The organism is Alphaproteobacteria bacterium, assembly GCA_033344895.1.
In the GTDB taxonomy this organism is placed as follows: Bacteria; Pseudomonadota; Alphaproteobacteria; order UBA8366; family Aestuariispiraceae; genus Pacificispira.
On sequence record JAWPMN010000001.1, the window covers coordinates 1,220,196 to 1,235,134 of the forward strand.

The window sequence follows — 14,939 nt, forward strand, 5'->3', positions numbered from 1 at the left end:
GTTTACGAACGGTTAACGGCATTGTGCAATTCTTGACCCGGTCACCCACTCCGGGGAGTTGTAACACTGTCCAGTCGGGATCCTCCCTCCGGCCGCGAATGCGCGCCGAGCATGGCGCCAACAGTTGCGCAATTGAGCGGCGCCTTGCAGGAACTGCCCGTCGGAATCGTCATCTTCGATTCCAACGACCGGCTGATATTTGCGAACAGGGCAGCCCATGAACTTTTGTCCCTGACAGGACCGGCACTTGCGGAAGGTGCCGATATCTCAGAGATCTGCGGTTGTCATCTGCGCGCCAACAGTCAGGGCGAGTACCAAACGGAGTCCGGACGCACGATCGAGACGAGCCGTGAAGCGACCTCTGAAGGAGGCACCGTCCTGACACTGAAGGACGTTACGGAAGATCGGGCCGCTGAGAAGGAACTGCAGCGGAGCGTTGCCCGGTTCCGCGATCTGACGGACATCGCGTCGGATTGGTTCTGGGAAATGGATCAGAACTTCCAGTTCACCTTTGTTTCCAACCGGTTCACCGAACTGACCGATATTCCGACGGACACTTTCCTGGGACGTCGACGCGGTGAGACAGCGAACACGGTCCCGGGCCAGGAGGAGGCGCTGGCTGCCAATCTGGCGACCATGCACCGACAGGAATCCTATCGCGACTTCCGCTTCGCCGTCCGCGGTCGGGACGGAGGCATCCGCGTTCTGTCCGTCAATGGCGCCCCCTGGTATGGCGAAGACGGCACCTTCCGTGGCTATCGCGGCACCGGGCGCGACCTGTCGGAGGTGGAACGCCTGTCGAAGGCGCTGCAGACCCAACGGGCGCAGATCAATGAGTTGATGGAACATGCCCCGGTGCCGATCTTCTTCAAGGATTCCAGCCTGAGGTTTCAGGTCGTGAACGATGCGTTCTATGTCGAACGCGGTCTCAAACCGGAACAGGTCATCGGACGAACGTCGGACAAGATTTTTCCCAACGCCGCTGGGCGCGCCTTTACGGAACACGACAGGACCGTGATCGAAACCGGCGAGCCGGTCATCCGCGAGCATACCGTTGGCAGCCGGATCGTGCGGACATACAAGTTTCCCGTCTACGCCGACGGCGCCAAGTTCCTGGGACTTGGCGGTGTTGAGATCGACATCACCGACCGAATCCGCGAATCGCAGGCTCTGGCCGCAGCAAAGACCGAAGCCGAACGGGCCAACAAGGCTAAATCCTATTTTCTTGCAAAGGTCAGCCACGAACTGCGCACCCCTCTGAACGCCGTTATCGGATTCGGTGAGATGCTGCGCGCGGAACTGTTCGGTCCGCTGGGCGACGAACGCTATCAGGGATATGCCGAGGACATCGTATCCTCGGGCCGTCACCTGTTGGGACTGGTGTCTGACATTCTGGACATATCCAAGATCGAATCCGACGAGATGGACCTGAATGAGAAGACACTCAATCTATCGGATCTGGTCTGCCAGGCCGTCACAATGTCCCTCGCCGCCCGTTCGGAAGGCGTCGCGACGGTTCACACCGACGAGGTCGCCCCGGAAATTCGCCTTTTCGGGGATGAAACCGCGCTGCAGCGAATTGTGATGAACCTGGTCGGAAACGCCCTGAAATTCACGGCCCCGGATGGCCGCATCGACGTGACTTTAGCGACGGATGCCAAGGGTCATGTCGCCCTGTCCGTGCGGGATACCGGGATCGGCATTGCGGAAGACCGATTACACGATGTGGTTCAGCCGTTTTCCACAGGCGCCAATCCACTGAGATTGGAATATGAGGGGTCCGGACTGGGCCTCGCCATCGTCAAGGCGCTGTGCGACGCCCATGACGCCGTGTTCAGCATTCAGAGCAAGGTTGGCGTCGGGACGGTTTGCATGGCGCTGTTCGAACCGTCCCGCAGCCGCTGATCCGTCAGCCCTCGCTTTCGCGCAAGCGGAAGCGCTGAACCTTGCCTGTCTGCGTCTTCGGCAGGGCATCGATGAATTCGATCTGGCGCGGATACTTGTACGGCGCAATCGTCGCCTTCACATGATCCTGCAGCGTCTTGATCAGCACCGCATCACCGTCGACCCCCTCGCTCAGGACGACAAAGGCCTTCACAATCTGCCCGCGCTCTTCATCCGGGACGCCGATCACACCGCATTCCGCCACGGCGGCGTGGCTCAAGAGGGCTTCCTCGACCTCCGGGCCGGCAATGTTGTAGCCGGACGACACGATCATGTCGTCAGCGCGGGCGGCAAAATGGAAGGTCCCGTCTTCATCCTGGATAAAGGCATCGCCGGTCAGGTTCCAGCCGTCGCGGACGTAGTTCAGCTGCCGGTCGTCGGCCAGATAGCGACAGCCGGTCGGTCCGCGCACGGCCAGTTTGCCGACGGTGCCGCGCGGAACTTCGTTCATGTCGTCGTCAACGACCTTGGCCTCGTATCCCGGGACCGGCCGTCCAGTCGATCCGGGCTTGGCATCCTCCAGCGTGTTGCTGACGAAGATGTGCAACATCTCCGTGGCACCGATCCCGTCGAGAATGGGGACGCCCGTTTTCGCCACCCAGGCCTCGTAGGTCGGCGCGGGCAGCGTTTCACCGGCGGACACAGCGACCCGCAGGCTGGACAGATCCGCGCCGTCGTCCATCGCCCGCATCATGGCGCGATAGGCGGTCGGCGCCGTGAAGCAGACCGTCGCCTTGTAGGTCTCGATGATCTCGATCAGGTTCGGCGGTGTCGCGTTTTCCAGCAGCGTCGCCGTCGCGCCGAAACGCAGCGGGAAGACCGCCAGCCCCCCCAGGCCGAAGGTGAAGGCCAGCGGCGGCGAACCGACAAAGACATCGTCGGGCGTCACCTTCAGGACCGATGCCGCATAACCGTCGGCGATGGCCAGGATGTCGCGGTGAAAATGCATCGTTGCCTTGGGCTGGCCGGTTGTGCCGGAGGTAAAGCCGAGCAACGCGACATCGTCCCGCCCGGTCTTCACGGCATCGAATTTCACCGATTTGTTCAGGGCGATCCGGTCCAATTCGCTGTCATGGTTGGCCGTTCCGTCAAAGCTGACGACCTTCTGCAGGAACTGGTTGGTCTTGGCGCAGGCGACGAGTTCGTCGGCCATGCGGCTGTCGGTCAGTGCCAGCGAGACTTCGGCCTTGTTGGCGATCTTCGCAAGTTCGGCGGCACGCAGCATCGGCATCGTGTTGACGGCAATACCGCCCGCCTTCGTGACCGCCAGCCAGACCGCCACCATGGCCGGATTGTTACCGGACCGGATCAGAACCCGGTCGCCAGGACGGACACCGTATTCCTCCACCAGGGCATGGGCCAGACGGTTGGTCCAGTCCGACAGTTCCTTGTAGGTTCGCTGCCGGCCGTTTCCGATCAGCGCCACATTGTCCCCGAAACCCTTCTCCACCATCCGGTCGGTCAGTTCGACCGCACAGTTGATGTAGTCCGGATACTGGTATTCCGGTCGGTCCAGGATCAGATCCGGCCACTGATCGGCCGGGGGCAGATTGTCCCGTGCGAAGGTGTCGATATGTGCGGTCGGTCCCAGCATGTTCCCAGTTCTCCTCAGCCCTGTTCGGCCAATGCGTGACGGGCGATGACGACTTTTTGCACGTCGCTTGCGCCCTCATAGATGCGTAATGCGCGGATCTCGCGGTACAGGCTTTCCACCGCCGTACCTGACCGCACGCCGTCCCCTCCATGAATCTGCACGGCGGCATCGATGACACGCTGTGCAGCCTCCGTTGCATAGAGCTTCGCCATGGAGGCTTCACGGCTGACCCGGGCCGCGCCGCCATCCTTGGTCCAGGCTGCGCGGTAGATCAGCAGCGCCGCCGCGTCGATATCCAGTGCCATATCGGCCAGATGCCCCTGCACCATCTGCAGTTCGGCCATCGGTGCGCCGAACAGCTCCCGGCTGGAGGCGCGGGACAGCGCCTCATCCAGCGCACGACGGGCAAAGCCGAGCGCCGCGGCACCAACCGTCGACCGGAAGACATCCAGCACGCTCATCGCGATCCGGAACCCTTTCCCCCGCTCCCCGACCAGGGCATCCCTCGGAATACGGCAATTCTCGAATTTCAGCCGTGCCAAGGGATGCGGCGCTATGACTTCGATTCGTTCCGCAATGGTAAAACCCGGCGCATCGGCAGGCACGATGAAAGCACTCAGCCCCTTCGCCCCGGGCCCCTCGCCGGTGCGCGCGAAGACGACGTAGAAATCCGCAATTCCACCGTTCGATATCCAGGTCTTCTCGCCATTGAGGATATAGCCGTCCGCCGTCTCCTCGGCCGCGCATTCGATGTCTGCGACGTCGGAGCCGGAACGCGGCTCGGTCAGGGCGAAGGCTGCAAGCGCCTGACCGGCGCGGGTCCGGGTCAGCCATTCCTGACGCTGCGCGTCGCTGCCGAACAGCGAGATCGCCCCCGCGCCCAACCCCTGCATGGCAAAGGCGAAATCAGCCAGCCCGTCGTGGCGGGCCAGCGTCTCACGGATCAGACAAAGGCTGCGGACATCGATGCCGGCCGCAGAATCGGACGGGTCCGGGGCGCTATGCGTCAGCCAGCCATCGCGCCCCATACGGGCCACGAGGTCCCGGCACGCCGCATCCACATCGCCATGGTCGACATCCTTCAGCGACGCTGCGGCCCACCGGTCCAGATCGGCGGCCAGCGCGCGATGCCGGTCTTCGAAGAACGGCCAGGTCAGGAAGGACGTATCGGCCATGGTTCAGTCCCCCTTGAAGTCCGGCTTCTGCTTAGCAACGAAGGCATCATAGGCACGCTGGAAATCCTGGGTCTGCATGCAGATCGCCTGGGCCTGCGCTTCGGCCTCAATGGCCTGATCCAAGGTCATCGACCATTCCTGATTCAGCATGGTCTTGGTCATCATGTGGCCGAAGGTCGGGCCGTCCGCCAGTTTCCCGGCCAATGCCACCGCTTCCGCTTCCAGGTCGTCGGCCGGCAGCAGTCGGTTGAAGTACCCCCAGTCGAACCCTTCCTGCCCGGACATCGGACGCCCCGTGTACAGCAGTTCCGCGGCGCGCCCCTGACCGATCATCCGGGGCAACATGGCACAAGCGCCCATGTCGCATCCGGCAAGGCCGACCTTGGTGAACAGATAGGCGGTCTTCGATTCCGCCGTCCCGTAGCGCAGATCGGCATAGAGCGCGACCATCGCCCCGGCCCCGACACAGATACCGTCGACCGCGGCGATGATCGGCTGCGGACAGGCCTTCATCGCCTTGACCAGGTCGCCTGTCATTCGGGTGAATTCCAGCAGGCCCTTCATGTCCCGTTGCAGAAGCGGACCGATGATGTCGTGCACATCCCCACCGGAGCAGAAATTGCCGCCGTTCGACGCAAAGACGACCGCTTTCACATCGTCGGCATAAACCAGATCCCGGAACGTATCCCGCAGTTCCGCATAGGATTCAAAGGTCAGCGGATTCTTGCGCTCCGGACGGTTCAGGCGGATCACCGCCGTGTCCCCACGCATTTCCCAGAGGAAATGGGCCGGTTTCAGATCTTTCATCGAAGCCATTTGATCAATCCTTGGTCCTGGTTTTCCGCTGACGGTCCATGCCCGACGACTGCAAGCCGTCGCGCAGAACCTGAAACATGTCGGTCATCCGGCCGGTATCCTCTGCCGCCAGGGGGGTCAGCATCTCGTCGATCCAGCCCTGGTGCGCCTCGGCCATCTTGGTGAATTCAGTCCGCCCCAGATCGGTCAGCGCGACCAGCGTCGCGCGCCGGTCCCGCTCGTTGGTGACCCGTCGGACCCGGCCTTCCTGCTCCAGCCGATCGACAATGCCGGTGACGTTGCCGTTGGACACGACCAGCTGTTCCGAAAGCCGCGTCATGCTCATGCCCTCTTCACTGCGGTAAAGGGCGGCCATGACGTCGAACCGCGGCAATGTCGTATTGAATTCGGATTTCAGGCGATCGCGCAGAACGTATTCCACATTCCGTGTGGTGCGCAGCATGCTCAGCCACAGTTTCAGGCGTTGCTTGGCACCGGCTGCTTCCCGCATCACACTTCCCCCCCGGCAACCGCGATGGCCTGTCCGGTGATCCCGACGGCGTCCGGGGCGCAAAGCCACAGCACCGTGGCGGCGACTTCCGACGGCTGAATGAAGCGGTTCTGCGGGTTCACCTTGGTCAGTTCGGCCCGTGCCGCCGCCTCGTCACGGCCGGTCTTCTCCATGATATTCCGGATGCTGTCGGCCAGCAGCGGCGTTTCGGTGAAGCCGGGACACACGGCGTTGACGGTAATCCCTTCCCGCGCCGTTTCCAGCGCCAGGGAGCGCATCAACCCGATCGTACCGTGCTTCGCCGCAGTATAAGGTGCGACATAGGCATATCCTTTCAGCCCGGCTGTGCTGGCGATAAAGATCATCCGGCCGGACTTCGCCTTTCGCATCGGACCCAGCGCCGCCCGCGCGGTCAGGAAGGACCCGGTCAGGTTGACCGAAATCATTCTGTCCCATGCCGCCATGTCCGTCCGACCGATCGGCGCACTTTCGGCCGCCCCGGCATTTGCAACGACGATCCCCGGGGCGCCGAAAGTCTCAGACGCCTTTGCAAACAGGGCCTCGACCGATACCTCATCGGTAACGTCACAGGCAATCGCCTGGGCCTTTGGCAGAGACGCGGCCAAGTCCTCGATCGGGCCGGTACGGCGGCCGGTCAACGTTACCGCGGCGCCGGCATCCGCCAGTGCCCGGACAATCGCGGCGCCGACACCGGTACCGCCACCGGTTACGAGAGCATGCTGCCCGGAAAGGTCGGTCATCCTTTTACACCTTCCCTGTCATGACGTCCTGGCGCGCCGCCAGCCGGTTCAACTGGTCGCGACCTGCATAATAGGGTGCCGGCCAGGAAACCGGTTCCACGCCCAGATCCGCGGCGGCGTGCAACGTCCAGTACGGATCGGCCAGATGTGGTCGGGCAAGGCAGCACAGGTCGGCACGCCCTGCCATCAGGATCGAGTTGACGTGATCCGCCTCGTAGATGTTTCCGACCGCCATGGTCGCGATCCCGGCCTCGTTCCGAATGCGATCCGAGAACGGGGTCTGGAACATGCGGCCATAGACCGGCTGTGCGCGTTTCGAGGTCTGGCCCGCGGATACGTCAATGATGTCCACGCCGGCATCCCGCAGCATGCGCGCGATTTCAACCGCGTCATCCGGACCGACCCCGTCTTCCTCGACCCAGTCATTCGCGGAAATTCGGACGGATACCGGCTTGTCCTCCGGCCATGCGGCCCGCACGGCATGAAACACTTCCAACGGGAACCGCATGCGGTTTTCGAGGCTGCCGCCGTATTCATCATCCCTGCGGTTGGTCAGCGGCGTGATGAAGGCCGACATCAGATAGCCATGCGCGTAATGCAGTTCCAGCATGTCGAAACCGGCGCGGGCTCCGCGTTCGGCCGCCGAAACGAACTGATCCCGCACGGCCTCCATATCCGCACGCGTCATTTCCTTCGGCACCTGATTCCGCTCCGACCAGGCGATCGGCGATGGAGCCATGATCTCCCAGTTACCTTCCTTCAGCGGCGCGTCCATTTCCTCCCAGCCGACCTGCGTTGAGCCTTTCGGTCCGGAATGGCCGATCTGTAGCGCCATCTTCGCATCGGTTTCGCGATGGACGAAATCGACAATCCGCTTCCACGCCGCCTCCTGATCGTCGGCGTAGAGACCGGGACAGCCGGGCGTGATCCGGCCTTCCGGCGAAACACAGGTCATTTCGGTGTAGACCAGTCCCGCGCCACCGAGGGCCCGACTGGTGTAATGCGTGAAGTGCCAATCCGTCGGCACGCCGTTCTCTGCCTTGTACTGGGCCATGGGTGAGACGACGACCCGGTTCTTCAATTCCATCCCGCGCAGTCGGAAGGGAACGAACATCGGGGGCCGCGTTATGGCCGGCGCCTGCCCCACCGCGTCGCTTTCGAACCAGCGCTCTGCCGATTCCAGCCACTCTGCATCCCGTGCGCGGAGATTTTCATGGCTGATCCGCTGCGACCGGGTCAGCAGGGAATAGGTGAACTGGACCGGGTCGAGATGCAGGTAACGCTCCACCTCCTCGAACCATTCCGTCGAATTGCGCGCTGCGGATTGCAGACGCAGGACCTCCAGCCGCCTTTCGTCCTCATAGCGACGGAAGGCCGCCGCCAGATCCGGCTCTGAATGCACGTAATCCGCCAGCGCGATGGCGCTTTCCAGGGCCAGCTTGGTGCCGGACCCGATGGAGAAATGCGCCGTGGCAGCCGCATCGCCCATGAGAACCATGTTCTCATGGGACCACGTTTCACAGAGGACCCGATTGAAGTTCAGCCAGGCGGAGCCGCGCAGATGCTTGGCATTGCTCATCAGGCTGTGGCCGTCGAGATACTTGGCGAAGACCCGCTCGCAGACGGCGATGGTCTCTTCGGTCGTCATCTCACCGAAGCCGAAATTCTGCCAGGTCTGCTCCGAACACTCGACAATGAAGGTCGCCGTGTTCTCGTCGAACTGATAGGCGTGGACCCAGATCCAGCCATGCTCGGTTTCTTCGAAGATGAAGGTGAAGGCATCGCCGAAGGTCTGATGCGTGCCAAGCCAGATGTATTTGCACGCCCTTGTGTCGATGTCTGGTTTGAAGACGCTCTCATGCGCCTTGCGGGCCCGGGAATTCACGCCATCGCAGGCAACGACCAGATCGAAATCCCGACGATAGGCGTCGATGTCCTCGATCTCAGTTTCGAACACCAGATTGATGCCGAGGGCGCGTGCGCGGTCCTGCAGGACGTTGAGCAGTTTCCTGCGCCCAATACCGCAGAATCCGTGTCCACCGGAGGAAATCATCTGACCGCGATAGTGAACCGCGACATCGTCCCAATAGGAGAAGTTCTTGCGAATCTCCGCCGCGCTTTCCGCATCGTTCTGCGCGAGGTTATCCAGCGTTTCGTCCGACAGCACCACGCCCCAGCCAAAGGTATCGTAGGGCCGATTGCGCTCGATCACCGTCACATCGTGCGACGGGTCGCGCCGCTTCATGGAAATCGCGAAGTAGAGCCCCGCGGGGCCACCCCCAAGACATGCGACACGCATCGTTCACGCTCCTTCAGCCGATTTCGGACACAGGAAGGGTGGCGCAGGCCTGTTATTATTTCAAGTCAAAACTTTTTAAGCTTAAAGTAATTTTGACAGCACGGTACGCACGGCCTGCGCCGTCATGGCACTGACCCGGACATTGGATTCAGCGGTGACACCGGCAATGTGGGGCGTCAGCATCAGATTCCCGAGCCCTGCGAATTTCGCCGCCGCCTCCGCGGTCAGCGGCTCGGTCTCGAAGACATCCAGCGCCGCGCCGCCGATCCGCCCGTCGCGAAGCGCGTCCACCAGCGCGGTCTCGTCCACGATTCCGCCCCGTGCGGCATTGATCAGCACGGCGTCCGATTTCATCGATGAGAGAAATTCCGCATCGACCATATGACGGGTTCCCTCGGTGAGGGGCACATGCAGGCTGATAACGTCCGATGTCCGCGCCAGATCGGACAGCTTACAGTTTTCCACGCCGGTCCAGGCCGGGGACCCGTCCTCCACATAGGGGTCATGGGCCGCGATGGCGAAGCCCAGCCCGCGGGCCAGACGGGCGGTCTCGCGTGCAATGGCGCCAAACCCGACCAGCCCGAAACGCTTCCCCGCGCTTTCCCGACCCATCAGGCGGGTGCGGGGCCAGTCGCCGGCAATCATTTCCGCGCCGGCGCCATAGGCCCCGCGCAACAGCATCATGGCGGCCGTGACCGCATATTCCGCGACCGCCAGATCGTTGGCGCCGGTAGCCGGACACACCGCGATCCCTCGCGCTGCGCAGGCCTCCAGATCGATATTGTCGAGACCGACGCCCAGACGCCCGACGACCTTGACCCGGTCCGCCGCCGCCAGAAGGGATCCCCGAACCTGCGTTCGGTTGCGGACGATCCAGCCGTCGGCCCCGGCCAGCGCCGCACACAGATCGTCGGGCCTGTCGACCAGTCCGGGGTCATACAGGACATCGAAATCCGCGCGCAGATCCGCCACCGCGGCGTCATCCATGAATTCGCTGATGACGACGCGCATTGCCGCCCCGATCAGGACGCGGTGGAATCGACGACGGTTCTGTTGCCGGAGGCGTCCGTGCGATGGAACTTGAAGGCGGTGTCCTTGAAGACATTGTTCTTCATGTCATCGATCATCGCCTGGGCCCGCTGACCGCCGGTCAGATCCACCACATCCACGATCCAGTGCCGATCGCCCGAATCCCAGTCCTGCGGCCGGATGCGGGAGGAGCCCTGCATCAACCGTTCCTCAGCCTCCTCGCTCATTTTGGCCCAGAGGACGAGACCGACCGGCCGACCGTTCTCATCACGGTAGATTCGGAACTGCTGCTTGATGACCGGCGGCATGACCAGCCACTCCAGGTCGCTCATGAAGAAGAAGCGATGAGACGGCGTCATGGCGAACAGCCACGCGATCTCTCCCAGAACCGATGCGACCGTCGGCGCGGGCTTCTTGGCCTCCGCCTGCTGCCCCTCACCCGCCTGGGTGTTGGAATCGGTGGATTCGTCGGTCTTCGATTTCGCCATGTCTGGTTCCCCGCCCGGTGGCTTGTGCGTTTTCCAGCGTTAAGGTGGCAAGAAAACCAGTCAGGCGCAACTGCGGCCGGCGAAAAGAATTATGGTTAACAACCGGTTGGGCTGGACGAGGGCGGAAAGCTGCGAAACACTCGCACCATGGATCGGGAAACGCTGACCTACATGCTGCGTTCCGGAAGGTTTCTCTGTTATGACCCGGGGAACCTGGACAATGCCGTGCGCCCCCGCGTTCCGGACGCGCCACTGCCGCAGTCGGACGTAATGACGCTGTTTGATTCGCCCTATCTGTCGAATGCGGTGTTCTTCAAGGAAGCCTATTCAGACGACAATGACGAATTTTCCGTCGGAACCCGGGTCATGTTCGTGTTCAACGAACACAACGCCCTGGAGGGAGGCGCCTCCGTCACCGCAGAGCCTGACGAACTCGAGGACGCCTTGGAAAAGTGGTACGGTGGCAAGATTCAGATCGGGCTCAGCCTTCATGACAGAAACGTGCTGGAGGTCTTCTGCAAGACACCGACATTCGACCCGTTCCTGCTGCTCGCACAGCGGCGGGATATCGAAAGGGACCGAGCCGTCGACACCTCCAGTTTCGACATCGACGCGGGAACCGCCGACGATGTCCGTGCCATCGTGAATGCCCGCGCCGCGGCCCTGGTCAATCTGGCGATGGGCGAGGGAGTTGAGGAAAAGCGTACCAGGGCAACGGTCAACGCGCTGGAGGAGGCGATCTGGCGCTGCGAAGCGAACCAACGCACCGGAAGGCTTTTCAAGAGCCTTGGTGTGCCGGCGGACAAGACAGACAGGATCCTGTTCGCCTGGAAAGGCATCGCCTATTACGAATACCTGTTCCGCAACTTTGCGACCGACTATGCGGAGTTCCTGATCTGGCTTCGCAGTCCACAATCCTTGCCCAGGGACATGAGCTCCATCGAAAATCGACGCGCCTACCGACTGAAGTCGCTGCGCCGGACCAGCCAGACCGTGATGCGCGGCTATTACACCCATGCGACCGAGATCCTGAAGAAGCATGCGAATGCCTATGACGCGTTGCTGGGCGAGGGCAATCCCGAGCCCTTTCAGAAATTTCTTCTGGCCGCGCCGAAGCTGTTTGAAACGCTGGGATTGTCGATCGGGTCCTTCGGGCATGCCAGCAATGCCTGGAAAAGCCTGACCAACAACGGCCGCCGCCCGAACCGGAACGCCGAAGCCCTCGAAGGATTCTACCGTTTCATATCGACGCTGGCCGCCGCGAAACTGGAATAGCCAACATCGGAAGCGTCAAACGGTTGGGTATCCAGATACATAACTTCAGTTGAATTCCGATCCAATAACACACATTATTGTCATGACGGAGAACCGTCGGAACGAGGGGCACGACGCAGTGGAGGCCGAAATGGCTGACCGACCGGTCGTACTCGTAGTCGATGACAATGCGCCGACCAGAATCCTGATCCGGGAGTTTCTTCTCGATAGGGACGTGGATTCCGTTGAGGCGCGGGACGGCGAGCAGGCGATAGCACTGCTCGAAGAAAGGGATTTCGACCTCGTCCTGTTGGATATCCTGATGCCGAACCGAGACGGGTTCGAAGTGCTGCGCTGGGCGGCGCAGCAGGAATGCCGCGTGCCGTTTGTCGCCATGAGCCAGGAACGCGCCGGATCCACGCAGATGAGTTACGCCGCCATGGCCACCAGCATGGGGGCCGTACGCGGCATTGACAAACCGATCACCGCGGCCAAAATCGCGGATGTTCTGGAAGTGGTGGGGATCGCTACAGACTACGCGCCAGTCATTGCGCGTTGTGCGCCGCGCCGGTGATCGTCGTAATCCCGTCGGAAATCTCGGCCGCCAGACGGGGGAGGAGTTCCTGACGCCGCGCCAGGTCGCCGCCGGACCTCTCGATCTCCTGAACCGTGGACGCGGCACCGGCCAAGGCAAAATTGATCAGCATTCCCCGCAGCTCATGGGCCAGGGCGCAGGCGCGCGCACCATCCACCGCCGGATTCTCCAGTTCGGACAGGATCTTGTCGCTGGCCAACTCGACATTGCGAAGCAAGAGGTCGAATGTCGCCTTGGGAAGGGTGTCCACGAGACCCTTGAACACCTCCCAGTCAATGTCACCAGATCCCGTCGTATCCGCACCGGTCATGTCTTTTCTCCCGGGCGTTGCGATTTCCCTTTGAATCTTGGCCCATTCGCGGAGCATATCAGAAAATCGAATCCGGTGCTGGGTAGACGATCCCTGCAGAGATTTCCCCGGAGCAGGAGGATTCTTCACCCGTGACCTGTCTATACGTCGACGCCGATGCCTGCCCGGTCAAGGCGGAAACCCTTAAGGTCGCCGAGCGGCACCGACTGAAGACCATCATGGTCAGCGACGGCGGCATCCGCCCCAGCCCAGATCCCATGGTGCAGACCGTCGTCGTGCCACGCGGCGATGATGCGGCCGACAACTGGATTGCGGAGCATATCGGTGCCGGGGATATCTGCATCACCAACGACATTCCCCTGGCGGCACGTTGCCTTGAGGCCGGCGCCCAGGCCCTGAAGCCGAACGGCGACCCCTTCACGGAGAATGGGATCGGCATGGCATTGGCGACCCGCGAACTGATGCAGGGATTGCGCGACAGCGGTCAGGTCACGGGCGGCCCGCGCCCGTTTTCCAAGGCCGACCGCTCCGCCTTTCTGAACGCGCTGGAAGTGGCGGTTCAGAAGGCGAAGCGCCAGATGGGCTGATCAGCCCCGGATTGCGCGTTCGACCGCCGCGCGGTCGAACCCCTTGCGGCCGATGACCACCAGTTCCGAACGGCGGGCCTCGCCGTCCTTCCAGGCCCGGTCGAAATAGCGCCGCAGCCGCGGACCGACGGCCTGAACCACCTCGCGGCGCGCGACCCCCGGGCGATCCAGGAAGCCCTTGACCCGCAGGATATCGTTCTCGGCGATTGCGCTCAGAATCCGCTGCTCCAGCGCGTCGGCATCTTCGATACCGGCCAGGGACAGCGTGAAGCTGTCGAAGTCGTCATGGTCGTGATCGTCTTCGCCGTCATGGCTGTCATGATGGCTGGGTCGACTGTCCAGATCGTCTTCAGCTCCGGCATCCAGGCCCAGCAGGACCGCCGGATCGACCGCCGCCTCACGCGCCCGAACGAAGCGTACACCCGGCCGAAGATGGGCGGAAAGATCCGCCTCGATCCGATCCGCGGAACTGTCGTCCAACAGGTCCAACTTGTTCAGCACCACCATATCGGCGCAGAGCAGCTGATCCTCGAAGACCTCCTCCAGCGGGTTGTCGTGGTCGAGGGATTCGTCCGCTTCGCGCTGCGCCTGGACGGCGGATTCGTCATCGGCAAAGCGGCCCTCGGCGACGGCCTTGCTGTCGACCACGGTGACGACACCGTCGACCGTGACCCGCGCCTTGACTTCCGGCCATGCGAAGGCCTTCACCAGCGGCTTCGGCAGGGCCAGTCCGGAGGTCTCGATCAGGATATGGTCCGGCGGTTCCGGACGGTCGAGAATTGCTTCGATCGCCGGCAAAAAGTCATCGGCCACAGTGCAGCAGATGCAGCCATTGGCCAGTTCAACCACATCCTCTTCGCCGCATCCCTCGATTCCGCAGCCCAGCAGCAGTTCGCGGTCAATGCCCAGATCGCCGAACTCGTTGATCAGAAAGGCAAGCCGCTTGCCCTTGTTGTTCTCGATCATGTGGCGGATCAGGCTGGTCTTGCCGGCACCCAGGAACCCGGTAACGACGGTGGCGGGGATTCTCGCGGCCATGTTCTATCCTATCCTTTGAGACGTAGCGGCAGCCCGGCGGCGATGAACTCGACCCCGTCCGCAACCGACGCGATTAACTGATTCAGGCGGCCCTGCACATCCCGGAACCGGCGGGCGAGCGCATTTTCCGGCACAATCCCGAGACCGACCTCATTGGAAACGACAATGACCGGCCCCGGCGCGGCATTCAACGCGGCAATCAATCCCTCCGCTTCCGCTTCCGGATCGCGATCCGCAAGCATCAGATTGCTGATCCACAGGGTCAGACAGTCGACCAGAAGCACCGTGTCGGTATCGGACGCGTCGCGGATGGCGGCAGCCAGTTCCATCGGGGCCTCGACGGTGCGCCAATGCGGGCCGCGTTCCGCCTGATGCCGTTCGATCCGGTCGGTCATCTCACCGTCGAAGGCCTGTGCGGTCGCGACATAGACCGGCGCCAGCTTCAGATCACCGTGCAAGCCCTCGGCGATCTCAAGCGCATGCCGCGTCTTGCCCGACCGGGCGCCGCCCAGCACGAGATAGACCGGGCCCGGGGCCGAAACACGCAGGGTCATTGCTC

The 14,939-nt window shown here is 62.5% G+C and carries 15 protein-coding genes; 4 read left to right on the forward strand and 11 right to left on the reverse strand.

Annotated elements, in window-relative coordinates:
• Positions 1-111: 111 nt before the first annotated feature.
• Positions 112-1,905 carry a PAS domain-containing protein gene (locus tag R8L07_05960; protein ID MDW3205071.1) on the forward strand — a complete coding sequence of 598 codons (1,794 nt, stop codon included), beginning with the start codon at positions 112-114 and terminating at the stop codon, positions 1,903-1,905.
• Positions 1,906-1,909: 4 nt separating this feature from the next.
• On the opposite strand, the gene R8L07_05965 is transcribed toward R8L07_05960, so the two are convergent.
• The 8 genes from R8L07_05965 to R8L07_06000 all read right to left on the reverse strand — a co-directional run bounded on the left by R8L07_05965 (position 1,910) and on the right by R8L07_06000 (position 10,596).
• On the reverse strand, positions 1,910-3,538 hold the full coding sequence (locus R8L07_05965) for an AMP-binding protein (GenBank protein MDW3205072.1): 1,629 nt from the start codon (positions 3,536-3,538) through the stop codon (positions 1,910-1,912).
• A gap of 14 nt (positions 3,539-3,552) precedes the next feature.
• Positions 3,553-4,713, reverse strand: coding sequence for an acyl-CoA dehydrogenase family protein (locus R8L07_05970; GenBank protein ID MDW3205073.1), 1,161 nt, complete (start codon positions 4,711-4,713; stop codon positions 3,553-3,555).
• A gap of 3 nt (positions 4,714-4,716) precedes the next feature.
• A complete protein-coding gene (locus R8L07_05975) occupies positions 4,717-5,529 on the reverse strand; it encodes an enoyl-CoA hydratase family protein (protein MDW3205074.1) in 813 nt (270 codons plus the stop codon).
• Between the two features lie 4 nt (positions 5,530-5,533).
• Entirely contained in the window at positions 5,534-6,019 is a 486-nt protein-coding gene (locus R8L07_05980; protein ID MDW3205075.1) for a MarR family transcriptional regulator, read from the reverse strand.
• On the reverse strand, positions 6,019-6,780 hold the full coding sequence (locus tag R8L07_05985; protein MDW3205076.1) for an SDR family NAD(P)-dependent oxidoreductase: 762 nt from the start codon (positions 6,778-6,780) through the stop codon (positions 6,019-6,021). Before R8L07_05985 ends, R8L07_05980 begins: the two co-directional genes overlap by 1 nt.
• A gap of 4 nt (positions 6,781-6,784) precedes the next feature.
• Entirely contained in the window at positions 6,785-9,079 is a 2,295-nt protein-coding gene (locus tag R8L07_05990; protein ID MDW3205077.1) for a bifunctional salicylyl-CoA 5-hydroxylase/oxidoreductase, read from the reverse strand.
• An 81-nt stretch (positions 9,080-9,160) separates the two neighbouring features.
• Positions 9,161-10,090 carry a hydroxyacid dehydrogenase gene (locus R8L07_05995; GenBank protein ID MDW3205078.1) on the reverse strand — a complete coding sequence of 310 codons (930 nt, stop codon included), beginning with the start codon at positions 10,088-10,090 and terminating at the stop codon, positions 9,161-9,163.
• A gap of 11 nt (positions 10,091-10,101) precedes the next feature.
• Positions 10,102-10,596 (reverse strand): toxin-activating lysine-acyltransferase, encoded by a 495-nt coding sequence (locus R8L07_06000; GenBank protein ID MDW3205079.1) that lies wholly within the window; start codon positions 10,594-10,596, stop codon positions 10,102-10,104.
• A gap of 147 nt (positions 10,597-10,743) precedes the next feature.
• Here R8L07_06000 and R8L07_06005 point away from each other — a divergent pair, with 147 nt between their 5' ends.
• A complete protein-coding gene (locus R8L07_06005; GenBank protein ID MDW3205080.1) occupies positions 10,744-11,871 on the forward strand; it encodes a hypothetical protein in 1,128 nt (375 codons plus the stop codon).
• A 130-nt stretch (positions 11,872-12,001) separates the two neighbouring features.
• Positions 12,002-12,424: a response regulator gene (locus R8L07_06010; GenBank protein ID MDW3205081.1), complete on the forward strand. Its 423-nt coding sequence runs from the start codon at positions 12,002-12,004 to the stop codon at positions 12,422-12,424.
• Here R8L07_06010 and R8L07_06015 read toward each other — a convergent pair.
• Positions 12,396-12,755: a hypothetical protein gene (locus tag R8L07_06015; protein MDW3205082.1), complete on the reverse strand. Its 360-nt coding sequence runs from the start codon at positions 12,753-12,755 to the stop codon at positions 12,396-12,398. The two genes, R8L07_06010 and R8L07_06015, sit on opposite strands and share 29 nt — an antisense overlap.
• A 131-nt stretch (positions 12,756-12,886) precedes the next feature.
• Here R8L07_06015 and R8L07_06020 point away from each other — a divergent pair, with 131 nt between their 5' ends.
• On the forward strand, positions 12,887-13,342 hold the full coding sequence (locus tag R8L07_06020) for a YaiI/YqxD family protein (protein ID MDW3205083.1): 456 nt from the start codon (positions 12,887-12,889) through the stop codon (positions 13,340-13,342).
• Here R8L07_06020 and cobW read toward each other — a convergent pair whose 3' ends face one another.
• Together cobW and cobU are read right to left on the reverse strand one after the other, a co-directional pair.
• Positions 13,343-14,380, reverse strand: coding sequence for a cobalamin biosynthesis protein CobW (gene cobW / locus R8L07_06025; protein ID MDW3205084.1), 1,038 nt, complete (start codon positions 14,378-14,380; stop codon positions 13,343-13,345).
• 8 nt (positions 14,381-14,388) lie between these two features.
• A complete protein-coding gene (gene cobU / locus R8L07_06030; GenBank protein MDW3205085.1) occupies positions 14,389-14,934 on the reverse strand; it encodes a bifunctional adenosylcobinamide kinase/adenosylcobinamide-phosphate guanylyltransferase in 546 nt (181 codons plus the stop codon).
• Positions 14,935-14,939 lie beyond the last annotated feature (5 nt).